The following is an 18,493-nucleotide window of genomic DNA, read 5'->3' as shown; positions in this document are numbered from 1 at the left end:
ACCAGATCCTGGCGGCGAAGGCGAGGGGAGAGACGGCATGGCGGCGCGGCACCTGATCCTGGCGATCGACCAGGGCACCACTTCCTCGCGCGCCATCCTGTTCGATGCGCAATTGCGGCCGGTGACCAGCGCCCAGCAGGAGTTCGTGCAGCACTATCCGGCTTCCGGCTGGGTCGAGCACGAGCCGGAGGACCTCTGGGAGAGCACGCTGGCGGTTTGTCGCGAGGCGCTCGTCCAGGCCGGGGCAGGGGCCGGCGAGGTTGCCGCCATCGGCATCACCAATCAGCGCGAAACCACGCTGCTCTGGGACCGGCGCACCGGCGCGGCGATCCACCGCGCCATTGTCTGGCAGGATCGGCGCACCGCCGAGCGCTGCGCTGCGCTTGAGGCGCAAGGCCATGGGGGTCTGGTCGCTGCCCGCACCGGACTGCGCCTCGATCCCTATTTCTCCGGCAGCAAGATCGCCTGGATCCTCGACAATGTGCCTGGTGCGCGTGAACGGGCGGAGCGGGGCGAGCTCGCCTTCGGTACGGTCGATTCCTTTCTGCTCTGGCGCCTGACCGGCGGGCGCGTCCATGCCACCGACGCGACGAACGCCTCGCGCACCATGCTGTTCGACATCCATCGCGGCGAATGGGACGCGGAGCTGCTCGCGCTGCTCGACATTCCCGCTTCGCTGCTGCCGGAGGTGCGCGATTGCGCCGCGCTGTTCGGCGAGACCGAACCCGAGCTGTTCGGCGGCGCCATCCCGATTCGCGGCATCGCCGGCGACCAGCAGGCGGCGACCATCGGCCAGGCCTGCTTTTCGCCTGGCATGCTGAAATCGACCTATGGCACCGGCTGCTTCGCGCTGCTCAACACAGGCGCCAAGGCCGTCGCTTCGCAAAGCCGACTTTTGACCACCATCGCTTATCAGTTCGGCGGCGAGCGTCACTATGCGCTTGAGGGCTCGATCTTCATCGCCGGCGCCGCGGTGCAATGGCTGCGCGACGGACTCGGCATCATCGAGCGGGCTTCGCAGAGCGGGCCGCTGGCGGCCAATGCCGATCCCGGCCAGCAGGTCTATCTCGTGCCGGCCTTCACCGGGCTCGGCGCCCCGCATTGGGACGCCAACGCCCGCGGCGCCATGTTCGGCCTGACCCGCAATACCGGCCCGCGCGAATTCGCTCGCGCGGCGCTGGAGGCGGTCTGCTTCCAGACACTCGATCTGCTCGAGGCGATGCGCGCCGACTGGCCGGAGGCCGAGGGGGCGGGGACGGTGCTGCGCGTCGATGGCGGCATGGTCGCCTCCGACTGGACGATGCAGCGCCTCGCCGACATCCTTTCCGCGCCCGTAGACCGCCCGGAGGTGCTCGAGACCACGGCTCTCGGAGCTGCCTATCTCGCCGGCCTCGACGCAGGCCTGCTGCCCGAGCCGGCCCAGTTCGGCGATCGCTGGCGGCTGGAGCGTCGCTTCACGCCGACCTTGGCGGCAGAACCGCGCCGGGCGCTGGTCGCGGGCTGGCGCGATGCGGTGCGCCGCACGCTCAGCAGCACATCGCCTTAGGGTGGGCCGACGCAGCGGTGGCCCCGGGCGGGCGGTGCCGGAGAGAAAGACGGCGCGGGAGCGCCTGCTCGACCGGCAGGGGCCTTGGCTCATGGCCTCCCTTCACGGCATCGGGCAGCTGCTCCGGTTGCTCGGGCGCGTGGCTGCCAGCCAGCTCCGGCTCGCTTTCCTGCGGCCTTTAACGAACGAACCATTCCCAGCCTACTTGCCCAGCCTTCTTGCCCGGCGCGCGGGCCGCCGCTGTGCCGCAATGGCTGCGCGCGCCGCTTGCCCGCCAGCTTCTGGCGAGGCGCCGACAGGCCGGCTGCATGTGCTTGGCTCCTGGCGCCGTCGGCGGGCGTTCGAGCGGCCGGCGCCGGGCCTGCACAATCTTTCGCGCCGGCCTGTCGAAATCTGTCACACAAGGCTTGCAACCATCGCCGAGGTTCGTTAGACCCGCGCCATCCGACGCGACGCACAGCGCGCCCGTTGGGGGATCGTCTAACGGTAGGACCCCAGACTCTGACTCTGGTTGTCTAGGTTCGAATCCTAGTCCCCCAGCCACTTCGCTAGGTGGTTGATTTAAAGCGAAAATCAAAAACGTGGTAACAAATCGGAGTGACGCGGCAGGCTGTCGCGTCAAGCGCTTGGTTGTTCTTCAACCGCAGCCGCTGTCCTCGCCTTTCCCCGCATTGAGGATAGGCCAGAAGCCGACCAGCCAGATCACGAAGGCGGCTGACCAGAGCATGGCCGCCAGGGTGTAGTGCAGTCCCGCCAGGCCGGCACCGATGCCGAGTTCCGGCAACGTCCGGACGAGGCCGGCGGCAGCCATCGCGGCCAGCGCATATTTCGCTGAGGCCGGAAGCACGAGGTCGCGGCCGCTATGGCGCAGGCCCGCGATGACAAAGACCGCCATCACCGCCAGCCCGAGCGCACCGACCGAGAGCAGGTGCAGCCCGGTCGTCGGCGAAAGCGGGGCGCCGAGGCCGGAAAGGCCGATTGCCAGGAAACCCAGCCCGCCATAGGCGTTGGCGGCGGCCAGTGCCAACACTTCCGCCCGCAGCACGGCACGGCCGATGAACCACTCCGCCAGCCGGTCGAAGAAGGCCGCGGCCGCCGCCAAAGCGAGCCAGGCCGAGACGGCCGAATCCGGCCAGAGCAGTGCCGCGGCGAGCTGGAGCGAAACCAGGCCGGCCGTCAGGTTCTGGCGGCCGGGATGCGGGCGATAGGGCGTCGTCTCGCCGCTCGGGTCGAGCGCATGGTTGACCACCACGACATTGATCCTTGCGATGGCGAGCGACAGGAAGACCAGAAAGACGGCGAGCGCCGCATGCAGCAGGCGCCCGGACAGCGCCGTCTCGCCGGTCAGCCAGGCGGCGCGGATCGCGAGTTCAAGCAGCGCGAAGAGACCGACCCAAAGCACGAAGGAGCCATGGCGGGTGCTGCAGCGCGTGACCAGCGGGGTGGCGACGAAGAAGAGCAGCAGCAGGAGAAAGGCAAGATCGGTCGCAGCGGCGATGATGATCAGCGCATCGGCGCCGACGAGGCCGATCAACCTGCCCGGCAGCCAGAGCCCGGCCAGCAGCAGCAGGGCTTTGCCGCTGCGCGCCTTGGTATCCGTCCATTCCGGCATGGCCGAGGCGAGGAAGCCGGCGAGCGCCGCGCCATAGGTGCCGAAGATCATCTCATGGGCATGCCACTGCCCGGGTGGAACCTCCCGTGCGAAGGGCAGGCCGAGGCCGAACAGCGCGACCCAGGCCAGCGGCAGCAGCACGGCATGGGCGGCTGCGAGCGGGAAGAACAGCTTGAGCCCTTCGGCGAGCAGCGGATGGCGGATGCCGTGGGCTGCGTCGATGCTGTGCTGGCTCATGGCCTGTCCCGATCGGGGTCGAACAGCTCGGCGAAGGCCGCCTCGTGCATCCAGCCCTGGACCGTCTCGAAGATCGTCCGGTCGTCGCGCTCGCCGGGCGTGCCTGCGATCGTTCGGTCGATGCGAATGCTGCCGTCGCGGCCGGACATGACGAGGATGCGGTGGGCCAGCCGCGCCGCCTCCGAGAGATCGTGCGTGACGAACAGCGCCGCGAATTTTTCGCGAGCCGAGGCGGTGATGACGAGGTCCTGAAGCACCCGCCGCAGGCCGACATCGACCGCCGTGAACGGCTCGTCGAAGAAGACCACCTCCGGATCGACGGCGAGCGCCCGCGCAACGGCGGCGCGCTGGCGCATGCCGCCGGAGAGCTCGGCCGGATATTTGTCGAGATCGCGCGGGTGCAGACCGACCTCGGCGGCCCGTGCGGCGGCGATAGCGTGACGCTCCTCGCGGTCGATTCCGCGCGCCGCGAGCCCGTAGGCGATGTTGTCGCGCGTGCGCTGCCAGGGCAGCAGGCGCGGCTCCTGGAAGACCATGGCATGGCGCCGATACTCGCGCCGCACCCGTCCGCGCAGCGGATCGACCAGCCCTGCCGCGATCTGCAGCGCCGTGGTCTTGCCGCAGCCGGAGGGGCCGACCAGCGCCAGCACCTCGCCTGCGTCTAGGCGGAGCGTCAGATTCTCAAAGACCGCGCGGCCGAGAAAGGCATGGCCGATGCGTTCGAGTGCAAGCCTCATCGCTTCACGCCCCAGGGCCGCCCAGCCTCGCGCCATTGCTCGAGCCGGTCGCGCAAAGGCTGGATCAGCACATATTCGGTGAAGAGCGCAAAGCCGACGACGGCGAGCACTAACGCGGTGACGCGCGGGATGTCGAACAGCGCCCGCGCGCTGGCGAGATCGCCCCCGAGCCCGCCGGCATTGGAGAGCAATTCCGCCATCACCGTGACCTTCCAGGCCGAGCCGGCGGTCGTCGTCCAGGCCGGAAAAAGATAGGAGACGAGATGCGGCGCCGTCACCGTACGCAGCCGCATGAAGCGGCCGGCGCCAAAACTCTTCGCCATGGCTTCCAGAGCCCGGTCGCGCGTCGCGACGCCTTCCAGCCCGCCGGCGAAGGAGATCGGCAGCGAGGCGACCACCACCGTCAGCACCGCAGTCCCGCCCTTGGCGCCGAACCAGATCAGGGCGAGCACGATCCAGGCGATCGGCGGCACGCCGAGGATCACCGTCACGATCGGCCGCATCAAGCGCATCGCCGCGAAGGAATAGCCCGCTGCGATGCCGGCGCTCGTGCCGACCGCGACCGAAAGAAGGAAGCCGAGGCCGGCGCGCTGTGCCGTCTCCAGCGCTGCGACGCGGAAATCGGGCTCGCCGATCAACCTGGCGACCTCCTGCCCGGTTTCCAGTGGCGATGGCAGCACGAACGAACCGTAGAGCTCATGTCCCGCCTGCCAGGCGGCGGCGAGGCAGAACAGCCCGGCGGCACCCGCCCAGGCCGACCAGAGATAGCGGCCGAGCCAGCCGAGGAAGGCGAGAATGGCAGCCATGCCGTCAGAGGGCGTAGAAGCCGTTGCCCGGCAATTTTCCGCCGATGATGCGCGGATCGCCCTCGGCCAGCGCCGCGAACAGCTTCTCCAGATCGGGGCGCGCGGCCGAGGCGGGCTGAACGACGAGATTGCTGAACGGCACGGCGCGGGCCAGCACCGGGCCCGGCAGCTGGAACAGCGTCGCGGCGTCCGAGGCGACGGCCGAGGGATCGGCCAGCACGGCGGCGAGCGCGGCCTCCATCCCCTGCTGCAAGGTTCGGATGCCGGCCTCGCCGAGCTCACGGCCGAGCGGATCGCTGATCGCGAGCCCCGCTTGCGGCAGGCTCGCGGCCCCGGTCGCCTCCCGCCATGCCAGGCGCGTGTCTATGGCACGCTCCAGCTCCTTGCCACGCAGGCCGGCGAGCAGGAGGGCGCCGGCCGAGGCGGGCTCGGAAAGCAGCGCCGCATCGGCGCGGCCGGCGAGCAGGAGCTGCACCGCCTCGGGCGGCGTACCGGAATAGTCGATGCTCAGTTCGTCGGGCGTGATCTGGCTGAAGGCGAGCAGGCGCCGGAAGATGAAGTCCGGCATGTCGTTCTTGAACGGCACGACGACGCGCTTGCCCTTGAGATCCGCCAGGGTCTTCACCGTACCGGCGGGCGCGACGACGCTGAGCAGCCCCTGGGTCAGGATGTTGACCAGCCGCAGGCCGAGGCCGCGATTATGGAGATTGGCTGCGGCATAGCTCGGCATCACCACCGCCTTCATCGTGCCGGAGGACAGGCCCGCCCGCATCTCGTCGGGCGTGCGCCAGATCCTGACCTCGACCGGCATCGGAAGCGCCTTCAGCGCCGCCTCGCGCGCTGCGGCGACCAGCAGCAGGCCGGGCGTGGCCGGCGGCCCCCAGAGCAGCAGCGGCTCCGCTGCGCGCGCGACATGCGGCATGGCAAGGCTGGCCGCGGCGGCGGCGAGGAAATGGCGGCGGTCGAGCATGATGCCCTCCTTGGCGCGGGCCAAACCGGCTGCCGCGCATTCTGAATGGTCCAAAGTTCAGAAGGTCGCCTTCAGACCGGCATAGAAGGCGCGGCCGGTTCCCGGCAGAAAGGCGGCCTGATCGATACGAGCCTGGTCGACGATCAGCGTCGAGGCGGCATAGGTCTTGTCGAAGAGATTGGTGACCTCGCCGAACATCGTGAGCCGCTCATTGAGCTTGTATTCGGTGCGCAGATCGAAGAGCGCATAGGGGTCGGCATAGAGCGTGTTCATGTTGTCGACCGGGGTCTTCTCCGGATTCCAGCGCAGCGCCGCCTGCAGCATCCAGGCTTCGGTTGCCTGGTATTGCAGCGTGGCGTGGATGACGTGGCGGGGCGCGCCGGCGATGCGATTGTCGCCGCGCACGGGATCGTCGACGAAGCGGAAATCCTGATAGGTGTAGGCGAGGCGCCCGGTCAGCCGCTCGAAGATTTGCGCGCCAAGGCCGAGCTCGACGCCGAAATGCCGGGTCTTGTCGGCGTTGACCGCGCCGAGCGAGGCGCCGGTGGCATCGCGCAGGCTGAGCAGCTCCTTGTCGACCCAGGAATAATAGACGACGCCGTCCCAGGAGAAGCTGCCATGCCGGCCGCGCCAGCCGCCCTCCAGAGTCGTCGCGGTCTGCGCCTTGAGGTCGGGCGTCGAGAAGGCGGCAGCGGCGGCCATCGGCGCCCCCGGATTCGGGCGGCCGGGGCTGCTGTTGGGCGTGCCGTTCACCGTCGCCAGCAGATCGTCATGGGTCGGCGGCTCGAAGCTGCGCGAGACCGCCGCATAGAGGATCTGGTTGGTGTCGGGGCGCCAACTGGCGCTGAGGCTCGGACTCCAGCCGGCATAGCTGCGCGAATAGGTCGTGCTCTGCGTCGGTACCGAGCCGTTGGGCAGCAATCTATAGGGCGAGGCCGGGTTGTAGGCGTTCGTCGGACGCCGAGCGTAAGGGTAGGTGTCGCTGTTGTCGCGCGTCGCATAGGCATAGGAGAGCGCCGGCGAGACGGTTATGTTCTGCCAGACCGGGATATTGGCCCCGGCATAGAGCGAGAGCGTGCTGGCATCGAGATCGCTCTGCCCGAACAGGGCTCCCGTCACGCCGTCCTGGTTCAGATAGTTCTCGCGTTTCGCCGAGCCGACCACATATTGCGCAGTGGTCTCGAACAGCGGCAGCGCCGCACTCTCGACCGGTTTGTAGGCATAGCGGGCGACCGCGGTGAGATCGCCGCCCTTCGTGACGCGCACGCCCGATGACATCGGGAAGCGGAACATGTCGTCGGTATAGGTATAGCCGAGGCCGAGGTCGATAAGATGCGGCCCGTATTCGGCAGTGGTGCGGTTGCCGATGAAGAACTGCTTGGCTTCGCGCCGCGGCCGGTCGCGCAGCACATTCGGGCCGGGATCGACCGCCACGCCGCCGACGACGCGCGGACCGCCATGGACCTGTTTTGGATCGAGGCGCAGGCCCTGCTTGGTCAGCGGGCCCGAAACGTCGAAGCCAAGATCGGTATAGCCGACGAAAAAGCGAGTCTTGATGGTCTCGCTCAGGGCGATACCGACATTGGCGCTCGCGCTGATGCGCTGCGAGTCGTTGTAGGTGCGATAGCCGTCCGAGCGGCTGATATCGGCCTGGAGCAACCCGTCGACGCCGTCCTTGGCGAAGCCGGTCTGGCCGGAGGCATTGAACTGGCCGAAGCTGCCGCCGGAAATCTGCACCTTCGAGCCCGGTGCATTGCTGCCGGTCGGGGAAACGAAGTTCAGCGCGCCGCCGAGCACGGTCGCGCCGAGCCGGTGTGCGGTCTGGCCACGATAGACTTCGATCGACTGCGCCTGGCCGGGATTGGCCAGGCCGACGATATAGGAGCCGTCGGCCCGGTTGAGCGGCAGCCCGTCGCGCAGGACCAGGATGCCACGCTCGACCGGGTTCTGCTGCAGGCCGGAACCGCGGATCTGGATGCGCGGCTGGTCGTTGCCGCCGAAGAACTGCTGGACGACGACGCCCGGCGCGTTCTGCAGCGCCTGCGCCAGGGTCGGGTTCCCAGTTTGCGGGATGTCGTCTTCCGTCAGCAACGTCGCGCCGCCGGCCGTGGCGAAGAAGCGCTCGCGTACGAAGCTGGGAACGCCGTTGGCAGTCCCTTCGACGACGATCGTGTCGAGGCTGATCGTCGACCCTGGCGAGGCGGACTGGGCAAGGCAGGCCTGGCCGGACACCGAGGCGAGCAGCGTCGCCAGCATGAGCCGGTGCACGCAGCGAGCGCGCTTGCCAGCGACTGGGGCGGGGCCTGAGGTCTTCTCGGTCATGTCGGCTCTCGTCGGCGTGTCTCGAACGGGCGTGCAGCATCGGCCGGCGGCGCTGGCTGGCGCTCCGTTGCGGGACGGGGTAAACATGAATTTCAGATGTTTCTTTTCTGGGGCAAAGGCAGCGATTTTGTCAACGGAAATTCTATCGTGAATTTATAGATTAACTCCTCGTCACTGAATTTGATCCAGCGCAAACAGATAAAAAATATATAGATTGTAATTATTCAAATATAGATCTGAAATCTGTTCTACAAAATCTAATCTTGAATTATTCTAATATCGAAATTTATTCGTAATAATTGCTATTCAGGCGAGTTTGTTGCTAGGTAGAATCGCCGATTATCTTCGACTGCCTAGCGGCCAAGAGACAGGCGAAAGGCCGAACCTGTCAGCCGATAGACGACCGGCCGCGAGCGGCGACGCCCTCGCCGAGTGCGCGTTGCCTCATGTCTCCGGGCTCCAGGGCTTCATCCGCAGGATGTTGCCGCCGAGCTGGGAGAAGGCGCGCTGCCGGCAGGAGAAGACGATGATCTGCTGGTCACTGGCCTGCCGGTGCAGGGCGTCGAACATCCGCTCGATGCGGTCGTCGTCGGAATAGACCAGCGCGTCGTCGAGGATGACCGGTGCCGGCTGGCCATCCTTGGCCAGCAGCCGGGCGAAGGCGAGGCGGGTAAGCACCGCGAGCTGCTCGCGCATGCCGCCGCTGAGCACGCCGACCGGCTCCTCGAGGCCATTGCGGCGGACGGTGCGCGGCAGCAGGGTGTCCTCGTCGAAGGTGACCGAGGCATCCTCGAAGAGCAGGCCGAGCAGGGGCTTCAGCTCGGCCATCACCGGGCGGAAATAATGGTCGCGCGCCGTGGTGCGGGCCGCTTCCAGCGCGTCGCGCAGGCGCGAGAGCAGGGCGACCTCGCGTTCCAGCCCGGCGCGGCGCTTCTCGGCCGCTGCCAGCTTCTCACCGGTTTCCTGCCAGGCCTCCTCGACGGCGGCATCGGCGCGGGCGCGGATCTGGCCGTTGAGCTCGGCGGCATCCTCCCGCAGTTTCGCGATCTCGTTCGCGGTGGAGTCGACGATCGAGCGCATTCGCCGCAGCTTCGCCTCGGCGCCGGCAAGGTCGATCGCACTGGCGCGCAGGCTCTCGACGCGTTCCGAGGCCGCTGCCAGTTCGGCTTCCGCCAACGCGAACGCGGCTTCGAGCCCGGTGGCATGGGCGGCGCGGCCGTCCTCGGCACCGAGCAGGGCCGTGAGCCCGGTACGCTCGGAGGCGATCGTCGCGAGAGACCGCTCGGCTGCGAGGATGGCGGCGTCGGCGGCCTCGCGCTGCGGCTGAGCCTCCCGCACCGCATTGCGCGATGCGGTGACGCGGGCCTCGGCGGCTTCGAGAGCAAGGCGCGCCGCTTCCGGATCGGCCTTGACCTCGATGGCCTCGCCGCGCTGGGCCTCCAGCCGGGCGATGCTCTCCTGCAGCGCCGCCAGGCCTTGCGGTGCGAGCAGGGCAAGGCGCTGCTGGCCGAGCCGCAGCGCGGTCTCCAGCTCGCGAAGCTTGCCTTCGCGCTGGCGGCCTTCCGCGAGGCTGGCGATGCCGAGCGCCTTCAACGCTTTCTGCCGCCGAGCTTCGGCCTGGGCGAGCTCTGCCTGCCCGTCCTGGCCCTGCGGCAGGGTCAGCGTAATCCTGCCGATCTCGGCGATGTCCAGTGTTGTGCTGCCGGTCAGGGCCTTCTCTTCGCCATCGCTCAGCGCCGTACCGGCGATGCTGAGGGCGGCCTTGACGCCGTCGCGATAGTCGACGCGCAGCAGCGGCATCCGTGCGGCGACGACGGCGCGCAGCCCGACGAGTTCGGTTTCGAGGGCCTCGAGCTGCCGCAGGCCGGCTGCGGGCAAAGCGAGCGCCCTGATCTCGGCCTCGGCGGCTTCGATCGCGCCGCGCTCGGCCTCGGCGCCGGCATGGGCCTCGCGCAGGCCGGACAGGCGCTCGGCCGCGTCCCGGGCCCGCAGTGCCTTGTCGAGTCGGGCGAGCAGGTCGCGGGCCTGCCTTTCCTCGCTTTCGGCGGTCTCGACCGCGGCAGTCGCTGTCCGGCTGGCCTCCGCCGCGGTTCGTTGCCGGGCCAGCGCCTCGTCGCGCCTGCCCGTGCCTTCGCTTTCCAGCGCCTGCAACTCGGCAAGGCGCGCCAGGCTGCGCCGATAGGTCGAGAGCGCCTGGCCGGCCGCATCATGCTGGCTGCGGGCCAGCGCGGCCTGCGCCTCGGCGGTCTTCAGCGCCTCGCCCTGGGTCTTGGCGGTGGCGAGGTCCTTCTCGGCCTGCGCCAGGGCGCTGCGCCGGGCATTCTCCGTCTCGCGATCCTCGAGTTCGTCCAGCCGGTTGCGAATGCTACGGCGCCGGTCCAGCGCTGCGCGCAGTTCGGCGACTTCCGTCGCCAGCTTGCGCTCGGTTTCGGCGAGGCGGTCGCGTTCCTCCAAGGCGAGGGCGTAGGGGCCGCCGGCCTTTGGCCGTCGCGTCGCGGTGACGAGCCGCGAGAGTTCCTCATCGCAGGCGGCGACGGCCTGCGCCATGCGCCGGCCGCCGGTCAGGGATTCGACCTCGCCCTGCACCGAGACCAGCACGGATTCGCGCGCCCGCTTCTCACTCTCTTCCTCGCTCTTGGCGCGCCGCTCGATGCCGGTGATGCCCTGGCGCACCCAGAGCAGCCCGGCGGGGCCGGTGGTGCCGCCCTGCACCAGAGAGCCGATGAATTTTTCCGCCTCGTCGGCTTGAGCGATCAGGCGGCCGCTCGAAAGCTCGCGCACCATCGCCCGCTTGCCGCCATAGAACTGCTTGGTCAGGCGGAATGCCCCCTCGGGCGTCGCGATATCCGCCTCGACCAGGGGGCTTCCGCCGCTATAGGGCCGCAGCGCCTGCACCGCGCCGGGCGTGCCGCTATGAGGCTGGAAGAACAGGGCGTGCAGCGCGTCGAAGCAGGTCGACTTGCCGAATTCGTTGACGGCGCAGAGCACGTTGACGCCGTCGCCGATACCCTCGACGGCGACGCCGGTGCCGGCGAAGCGTCGGACATTGTGCAGGCGCAGCGCCTTGAGCTTCATGGCTGCATCGCGTCGCAATAGGAGAACAGCCGGACCAGCGCCTCGCCTGCGATCTCGCGCTCGGCCTCCGGGCGGTTCTCGTCGTGGCTCTCGGCGAGCAGCAGCTCGGCCGCCTGGCGCAGGGCGCCGGCCCGGTCGATCGCGTCGAGATCGGTATCCTCGCAATCGGCTGTGAGCGCTTCGCTGTCGAGCTGCAGAGCGGCAAATTCCGGCGCCACGGCGGCGATGCCGGCTTCGAGCGCCATCCGCGCCGCCGGGCGCAGACGGCCGGAGGCGACGATGCGCAGCAGCGTCTGGCGGCGGGCCGCTCCGGCGGGAAGCTCGGCGGCGAGCGCGGCGGCGGCATCGTCGCCCGAGAGCAGTTCCAGGAAAAGGCTGCGCCAGACGAAGCTGCCGGTCTCGACGGGCGCGACCTCGGGCAGTGCGCCGGGGCGGGGCAGGGCGACCAGCAGCGCCCGCCCGGGCTCGTCATGCTTGAAACGGTCGGGCTCGGGCGTGCCGCTGTACCAGCTGCGGGTATTGACCGCCATCTGGCCGTGCCAGTCGCCGAGCGCGAGATAGTCGAGCCCGGCGCGGGAGGCGCGGTCGGGCGCGATGATGTCGAGGCCGGAACCGTCCTCGGAGAAGCTCTGGATCGCGCCGTGGGCGAGGCCGATCCGGAGCGCGCCTTCGGGCGTCGCCGCCCGGTCCATCCACTCGGTCAGGTCGCGGCCGGGGCGGCGCGTGGTGCAGGGAGCGGGCAGCAGTGCGATACCGGGTTCCAGCAGGATCGGCCCCGGCTCGGTCGCCAGCACGACATTGCCGGGCAAGGCGGCGCGGGCGGCGGCCCATAGCTCGTCGGCGAGCAGGGAATCGTGATTGCCCGGCAGCATCACCCAGCGCAGGCCGGCATGGCCGGCCATGGCGGCGAGCGCCTGGCGCAGCATGGCCGGGCTCGGCGTCTCCGTGTCGAAGCAGTCGCCCGCCAGCAGGATCGTGCCGGCGCCGGCTATGCGCGCCTGCTCGGCGAGCCGATCGAGCACGGTGTGGCGGGCATCGCGCAGCCGGCCGCGCAGCTCCTCCGGCATGTTGCCGAAGCGCTTGCCGATATGCAGGTCCGATGAGTGGATGAAACGGAACATCATGCCTCTGGCCGGATGAAGTCAGCCAGCGGCGGGATTCGTCAAGGCGGCAGCTGCGCGCGTCGACGACGCCGGTCCCGTAGCGGGGCGCCGGGCACGGGCGGCCCGAATGTCTGCGCGATGGAGAGCTCTTCGACCGATCGATCTTCGATCAATTTTACAGAGGGTTGCGATGGTCGGCGGAATCTATGTCTCACCGGTCGCCAGGCCCGTCCGAGCCTCTTCGGCCGCAAGCGCGGCATCGACTGCGCCGAGAATGGCGAGGCCTTCCTCCGGTTCGAGCCACAGGCCGAGCCGGCCGAGCCGCTCCTGCTGGGCGACGACGCCCCCCGTCACGGCGGGGTCGAGCCCGAGTTCGCGCAAGGTCAGTGCGACCTCCCGCATTTCGGCGGCGCGCCGGACGCCGTGCTGCAGCATGCGGCTGACATTGTAGGGAACCTGCCGGGGCCAGTCGAAGCCGGGATAGCTCGCCCCGAGTGAGGCCAGGATCTCGTCCTGCACGCCGGCGCGGCGCGCTGCCATGAAGCATTCATAGCTCAGCGCCTCCAGCCCCTTGACCATGACGCTGCGGACCATCTTGACGGTCGTCGCTGCGCCGATCTCAGGCCCCGCCAGGGTCAGCTTCATGCCGAACGCGGCGAAGCTCTCGATGAAGCGCTGGCCGGCCTCACCGGCGACGAGACAGGGCGTGGCATGGCGCCTGGGATGGACCGGCGCCATGATGGCGAGGTCGAGATAGGCACCGTCGCCGCTGAAAAGCGCTGCCGCCTCGCGTTTTCTGCCGGGCGAAACCGAGTTCACGTCGACGAAGAGTTGACCGGGGGTGAGATGGCCGGCCGCCTGTCGTGCTGCCGCGACGCTCGATGCCGCGGTCACCGCCGAGAAGACGAAATCCGCTCCGGCCAATGCCTCGCCGAGGCTGGCCGCCAGACGCACGCCGAGCCGCGTCGCCGGCTCGTGGACCCGCGGTTCCCCGCCGGCGATGTCGAAGGCGGCGATCTCGGCGATGCCGGCCTCGCGCAGCCCGCCGGCGAGCGCCTGCCCCGCCTCGCCGAAGCCGATGAAGCAGAGCCGAGGCTGATTGGCGCGTGGGGGGGCGGATTGGCTCATCGTTCATGCCTTTCGGAAGACCGGCGGAGCCGGGCGGCGCGGCAGGCCGGGCCGGCGCTCAGGCTGCCGCCGCGCGCTCACGAAGACAAATTTGAACAATGGCAGGTTTGATGAAAATCTTGCATCAGAATCGACGGCGCGCAGGGAAGGGTGGGCGGTGAGGATCGACGTGCTTGGCCTGCAGGCCTTCGTCAGCATTGCCGAGCGCGGCAGCTTTCATGCTGCCGCCTCCCATCTCAACCTGTCGCAGACGGCGCTGAGCCACCGCATCCGCAAGCTGGAAGAAGGGCTCGGCATCCAGCTCCTGCAGCGGACAACGCGCCAGGTTTCGCTGACCAAGGCCGGCACGGCCCTCCTGCCCAAGGCGCGCAGGGTCTTCGAGGAGCTCGGCTCCTCCCTGGACGAGCTCCGGCTCGACGCCGAGGAGATCAGCGAGAGCATCAAGGTCGGCTGCCTGCCGACCATCGCGATGTGCAGCATGCCGGATGTGATCGCGGCGTTCGCGCGCCGCCATCCCGATATCCGCGTCAGGGTGCACGACAACTCCGCCTCGGAGATCGCCGACAAGGTCCAGTCCGGCGAGGCCGAGTTCGGCATCACCATCGTCGCCGCCAATCGCTGGGACCTCGAGCTGAAGCCGGTGGTCAAGGAACCCTTCGTGCTGGTCTGCCCGCGCGACTCGCCGCTCGCGGCGGCGTCCTCGCTGAGCTGGGCCCAGCTCGAGGGCCTGCCGCTGGTGCGCATCAGCGCCGAGACCGGCAACCGCATCCTGATCGACGATGCGCTCGGCGCGCGCCGCGAGACGCTGGCCTGGCGCTACGAGGTCCAGCGTGTCGCGACTGCCGTGAGCTTCGTGCGTGCCGGCCTCGGCTGCACGATCCTGCCGCAGCTGGCGCTCGACCTGGCCGCCTCCGGGGAACTGGCAGCGATTCCGCTGCGTTCGCCGACGGTGACGCGCACGCTCGGGATCATCACGCGCAAAGGCGTGGCGCTGAAGCCCGCCGCGCGCGAACTGCTCTCGCTGGTCGTCGACGCGCTGAAAAGGGAGCGCCTGACGAGCTGAGAGAATTACTGAGAGTTGTGCATGAAACGCTGCATTCTAGTCATTTGAATAAGCAATCATCGGCCGCCATGGTTGCAGCTAGCAGAGCGCCTGATCGTCGGCGCCGGGATTCCGCTGGGAGGCCGACAGCCGATGCAGACCGCGATCCCCTGCATGCTGATCCGCGGGGGCACGTCGAAAGGCGCCTATTTCCTCAGCCAGGACCTGCCCGCGGATAGGGGTGAGCGCGATGCTCTCCTGCTCGCGGTGATGGGCTCGCCCGATAAGCGCCAGATCGACGGGCTCGGCGGTGCCCATCCGCTGACCAGCAAGGTCGCCATCGTCTCGCGCTCGACCGAGCCGGACTGCGACATCGATTTCCTCTTCGCCCAGGTCGGGGTCGAGACCGCCAGCGTCGACACCACGCCGAATTGCGGCAACATCCTCGCCGGCATCGGCCCCTTCGCCCTGGCGCGCGGTCTCGTCCCGGCGACCGGTGCTACGACCACGGTGCGCGTCCGCACGCTGAACACCGGCACGATCGCCGATCTCGAAATGCAGACCGGCGACGGGCAGGCGGGCGTTATCGGGGAGGCGCGGATCGACGGCGTGCCCGGCACGTCCGCGCCGATCGACATCAGCTTCCTCGGAACCGAAGGCTCGGTCTGCGGCGCGCTGCTGCCGACCGGCAATGCGGTCGACATCGTCGACGGCGTCGAGGTCACGCTGATCGACAACGGCATGCCGGTCATCGTGATGCGCGCCGCGGACGTTGGCTGCACCGGCCATGAGCCGCGCGAAGAGCTCGACAAGGACCGCGAGCTCAAGGCGCGTATCGAGCGCATCAGGCTGGCGGCCGGTCCCTTGATGAATCTCGGCGATGTCTCCGCCAAGGTCGTGCCCAAGATCGCGCTCGTCGCGCCGCCGCGGGCGGGCGGCTCGATCGCGACGCGCAGCTTCATCCCGCATGAATGCCACGCCTCGATCGGCGTCTTCGCCGCGGTCACGGTCGCGACCGCCGCGGCCTTGCCCGGCACGCCTGCCGCCTCCGTCGCGGTGATGCCTTCCGGGCGGGAGCGTTCGCTCTCGGTCGAGCATCCGACCGGCGAGTTCACCGTGCGCCTGACGGTCGGCGGTACGCCCGAGCATCCGGTGATCGAACGTGCCGGGCTGCTACGCACCGCCCGCGTCCTGATGGACGGCCAGGCCTTCGTGGCACCGCGGCCGGGCTCCTGACGTCCTGAGAAGAGGATTTTCGTTCGATGCCGAGCCCGCAGAAGACAGGTCTGGTCGTCACCGCCCATCCCGGCGATTTCGTCTGGCGGGCCGGCGGCGCCATCGCCCTGCACGTAAGGCGGGGCTTTCGCGTCAAGATCCTCTGCCTGTCCTATGGCGAGCGCGGCGAGAGCCAGTTCGCCTGGAAGAAGGCAGGGGTGAAGATGGAGGAGGTCAAGGCGCAGCGCCGCGACGAGGCTGAAGCCGCCGCCGCGCTTCTGGGCGCCGAGATCGAGTTCATGGACGCCGGCGACTATCCGCTGCGCACGACCGAGCCGATGCTGGAGCGCGCGATCGACATCTTCCACGAACTCAATCCGAGCTTCGTGCTGACCCACGCGCTCGAAGACCCCTATAATGTCGACCATCCCGAGGCGACGCGTTTCGCTCAGGAAGCGCGCATCATCGCCCAGGCGGCCGGCCACAAGCCCGATCCGAACCGCGCCTATGCGGCGCCGCCGCTCTTCCTGTTCGAGCCGCATCAGCCCGAGCAGTGCAATTTCAGGCCGAATGTCATCCTCAATATCGACGAGGTCTGGGAGGTGAAGCGTCAGGCCTTCGAGATTTTGGCCGCCCAGAAGCATCTCTGGGAATATTACAGCCGCGTCGCGCTGAACCGCGGCATGCAGGGCGGGCGCAATTCCGGCAAGGCGATGACCTATGGCGAGGCCTATCAGCGCCTCTTCCCGGAAGCGCTGGAGACGCTGGCATGAAGCCCGTGGTCGTCAGGACGAACAAGCGCGCCGCAGCCGCCGACATTGCCTCGCTAGCGGAGCTCGGCGTCTCGACCACGCATGAGGCGATGGGGCGCAGTGGGCTGATGAAGCCCTATATGCGGCCGATCTATGTGGGCGCGCAGATCGCCGGGAGCGCGGTGACGGTGCTGGCCCAGCCCGGCGACAACTGGATGATCCATGTCGCGATCGAGCAGGTGAAGCCCGGCGACGTCCTCGTCGTCGCCTGCGCGGCCGACAACACCGACGGCATGTTCGGCGACCTGCTCGCGACCTCGCTGATGGCGCGCGGAGGCACCGGCCTCGTCATCGATGCCGGGGTGAGGGATGTGCGCGTGCTGACCCGCATGGGCTTTCCGGTCTGGTCGCGGGCGATCTCGGCCAAGGGCACGGTCAAGGCGACTTTGGGCTCGGTGAACGTGCCGGTCGTTTGCGCCGGGGCGCTGGTCAATCCCGGCGATGTCGTCGTCGCCGATGATGACGGGGTCGTCGTGGTGCCGCGGCTCGAAGCGGCTTCGGTCGCGGCGGCTGGGCGCAAGCGCGAGGCCGGCGAGGAAGAGAAGCGCAGGCGTCTGGCCTCTGGCGAACTTGGCCTCGACATGTACGCTATGCGCGAGGGCCTCGCCAAGGCGGGCCTCGTCTATCGCGACGACGAAGACGACTGAGCACAAGAACAACCCCAAACGGGGATCGGCCAGAACTCTCGGGGAGGAACGACATGACGCATCGCAGGACTGTTCTCAAAGGGGTGCTCGGCTTGGCGCTGGCCGCGTCGGTCAGCAGCGCGGCATTGGCGCAGGAGGCGCTGAAGATCGGCCTCATCCTGCCGATGACGGGGCCTTTCGCCTCGACCGGCCGGCAGATCGACGCGGCGGTGAAGCTCTTCCTCGCCAAGGAGGGCGCCGTCCATGGCGGGCGCAAGCTCGAAGTGATCCTCAAGGACGACGCGGGCAATGCCGACGCGACGCGCCGCCTCGCGCAGGAACTCGTCGTCAACGACAAGGTCTCGGTGCTGGCCGGCTTCGGCCTGACCCCGCTCGCCATGGCGACCGCGCAGATCGCGACGCAGGCGAAAGTGCCCCAGATCGTGATGGCGGCGGCGACCGCCACGATCACCGAGGCCTCGCCCTATATCGCGCGCACCTCCTTCACCCTGCCGCAGGCCTCCGAGCCGATGGCCGACTGGGCCTGGGCGAACGGCATCAAGAAGGTCTTCACCGTCGTCACCGATTACGGGCCGGGCATCGATGCCGAAACCTCCTTCGCCAACAAGTTCAAGGCGGCCGGCGGCACGGTCGAGAGCGTGCGCGTGCCGCTGCGCGGCCCCGACTTTGCGCCTTTCCTGCAGCGTGTCTCGGAGGCCAAGCCCGACGCGCTCTTCGTCTTCGTGCCCTCCGGCGTCGGCGCACAGTTCATGAAGCAGTTCGTCGAGCGCGGCCTCGACAAGGCGGGTATCAAGCTGATCGGCCCCGGCGACGTGGTCGATGACGACATCCTCCAGGGCATCGGCGACGTCGCGCTCGGCGCCATCACCACGCATCATTATTCGGCTGCGCATGACAGCCCGGCCAACAAGGCCTTCGTCGAGGCCTTCCAGAAGGCCAATCCCGGCATGAGGCCGAACTTCATGGCGGTCGGCGGCTATGACGGCATGGCGCTGATCGCCAAGGCGCTGGAGGCGACCAAGGGCGACGCGAATGGCGACAAGCTGATCGCGGCGATGAAGGGCGCTTCCTGGGAGAGCGTGCGCGGGCCGGTGAAGATCGATCCGGACACCCGCGACATCATCCAGAACATCTATGTCCGCAAGACCGAGAAGGTCGGATCCGAGCTCCACAATGTCGAGTTCGCGACGATCAAGGACGTCAAGGACCCGGTGAAGGCCCGCAAGTGACGGCTGGCGATC

Annotated in this window: 14 protein-coding genes and 1 tRNA gene; 7 read left to right on the top strand and 8 right to left on the bottom strand. The window is 68.7% G+C overall.

Annotated features, from left to right (window positions below):
- Positions 1-37: 37 nt before the first annotated feature.
- Complete coding sequence (glpK, locus tag ACWGRX_RS14045; RefSeq protein ID WP_452118037.1) at positions 38-1,546, top strand: glycerol kinase GlpK; 1,509 nt, start codon at positions 38-40, stop codon at positions 1,544-1,546.
- A 469-nt stretch (positions 1,547-2,015) separates the two neighbouring features.
- Positions 2,016-2,089: transfer RNA gene (locus ACWGRX_RS14040), tRNA-Gln, on the top strand.
- A gap of 94 nt (positions 2,090-2,183) precedes the next feature.
- On the opposite strand, the gene ACWGRX_RS14035 is transcribed toward ACWGRX_RS14040, so the two are convergent.
- The 8 genes from ACWGRX_RS14035 to ACWGRX_RS14000 all read right to left on the bottom strand — a co-directional run bounded on the left by ACWGRX_RS14035 (position 2,184) and on the right by ACWGRX_RS14000 (position 13,536).
- On the bottom strand, positions 2,184-3,395 hold the full coding sequence (locus ACWGRX_RS14035) for an NnrS family protein (protein ID WP_452118036.1): 1,212 nt from the start codon (positions 3,393-3,395) through the stop codon (positions 2,184-2,186).
- Positions 3,392-4,132 carry an ABC transporter ATP-binding protein gene (locus ACWGRX_RS14030; RefSeq protein WP_452118035.1) on the bottom strand — a complete coding sequence of 247 codons (741 nt, stop codon included), beginning with the start codon at positions 4,130-4,132 and terminating at the stop codon, positions 3,392-3,394. Before ACWGRX_RS14030 ends, ACWGRX_RS14035 begins: the two co-directional genes overlap by 4 nt.
- A complete protein-coding gene (locus ACWGRX_RS14025) occupies positions 4,129-4,938 on the bottom strand; it encodes an ABC transporter permease (RefSeq protein WP_452118034.1) in 810 nt (269 codons plus the stop codon). The genes ACWGRX_RS14030 and ACWGRX_RS14025 overlap by 4 nt, the downstream gene beginning before the upstream one ends.
- A 4-nt stretch (positions 4,939-4,942) precedes the next feature.
- Positions 4,943-5,908, bottom strand: coding sequence for an ABC transporter substrate-binding protein (locus ACWGRX_RS14020; protein ID WP_452118033.1), 966 nt, complete (start codon positions 5,906-5,908; stop codon positions 4,943-4,945).
- 57 nt (positions 5,909-5,965) lie between these two features.
- Positions 5,966-8,230 (bottom strand): TonB-dependent receptor family protein, encoded by a 2,265-nt coding sequence (locus tag ACWGRX_RS14015; RefSeq protein ID WP_291642026.1) that lies wholly within the window; start codon positions 8,228-8,230, stop codon positions 5,966-5,968.
- 444 nt (positions 8,231-8,674) lie between these two features.
- Positions 8,675-11,305 (bottom strand): AAA family ATPase, encoded by a 2,631-nt coding sequence (locus ACWGRX_RS14010; RefSeq protein WP_452118032.1) that lies wholly within the window; start codon positions 11,303-11,305, stop codon positions 8,675-8,677.
- Entirely contained in the window at positions 11,302-12,426 is a 1,125-nt protein-coding gene (locus tag ACWGRX_RS14005) for a metallophosphoesterase family protein (protein ID WP_452118031.1), read from the bottom strand. Before ACWGRX_RS14005 ends, ACWGRX_RS14010 begins: the two co-directional genes overlap by 4 nt.
- Before the next feature lie 186 nt (positions 12,427-12,612).
- A complete protein-coding gene (locus tag ACWGRX_RS14000) occupies positions 12,613-13,536 on the bottom strand; it encodes an NAD(P)-dependent oxidoreductase (RefSeq protein WP_452118030.1) in 924 nt (307 codons plus the stop codon).
- A 157-nt stretch (positions 13,537-13,693) separates the two neighbouring features.
- On the opposite strand from ACWGRX_RS14000, the gene ACWGRX_RS13995 reads away from it, so the two are divergent.
- The 5 genes from ACWGRX_RS13995 (at position 13,694) to ACWGRX_RS13975 (ending at position 18,481) form a co-directional block, all read left to right on the top strand.
- Entirely contained in the window at positions 13,694-14,599 is a 906-nt protein-coding gene (locus ACWGRX_RS13995; RefSeq protein ID WP_452118029.1) for a LysR family transcriptional regulator, read from the top strand.
- A gap of 132 nt (positions 14,600-14,731) precedes the next feature.
- Positions 14,732-15,814: a 4-oxalomesaconate tautomerase gene (locus ACWGRX_RS13990; RefSeq protein ID WP_452118028.1), complete on the top strand. Its 1,083-nt coding sequence runs from the start codon at positions 14,732-14,734 to the stop codon at positions 15,812-15,814.
- A 26-nt stretch (positions 15,815-15,840) separates the two neighbouring features.
- Positions 15,841-16,566, top strand: coding sequence for a PIG-L deacetylase family protein (locus ACWGRX_RS13985; RefSeq protein ID WP_452118027.1), 726 nt, complete (start codon positions 15,841-15,843; stop codon positions 16,564-16,566).
- The gene (locus ACWGRX_RS13980) at positions 16,563-17,252 is read left to right on the top strand and encodes a 4-carboxy-4-hydroxy-2-oxoadipate aldolase/oxaloacetate decarboxylase (RefSeq protein WP_452118026.1); all 690 of its coding nucleotides are present in this window, start codon (positions 16,563-16,565) and stop codon (positions 17,250-17,252) included. Before ACWGRX_RS13985 ends, ACWGRX_RS13980 begins: the two co-directional genes overlap by 4 nt.
- Before the next feature lie 53 nt (positions 17,253-17,305).
- Complete coding sequence (locus ACWGRX_RS13975) at positions 17,306-18,481, top strand: ABC transporter substrate-binding protein (protein WP_291650250.1); 1,176 nt, start codon at positions 17,306-17,308, stop codon at positions 18,479-18,481.
- Positions 18,482-18,493: the final 12 nt, after the last annotated feature.

This window comes from Allobosea sp. NPDC055594 (genome assembly GCF_053618995.1).
This window is presented reverse-complemented; position numbering and strand designations above follow the sequence as displayed.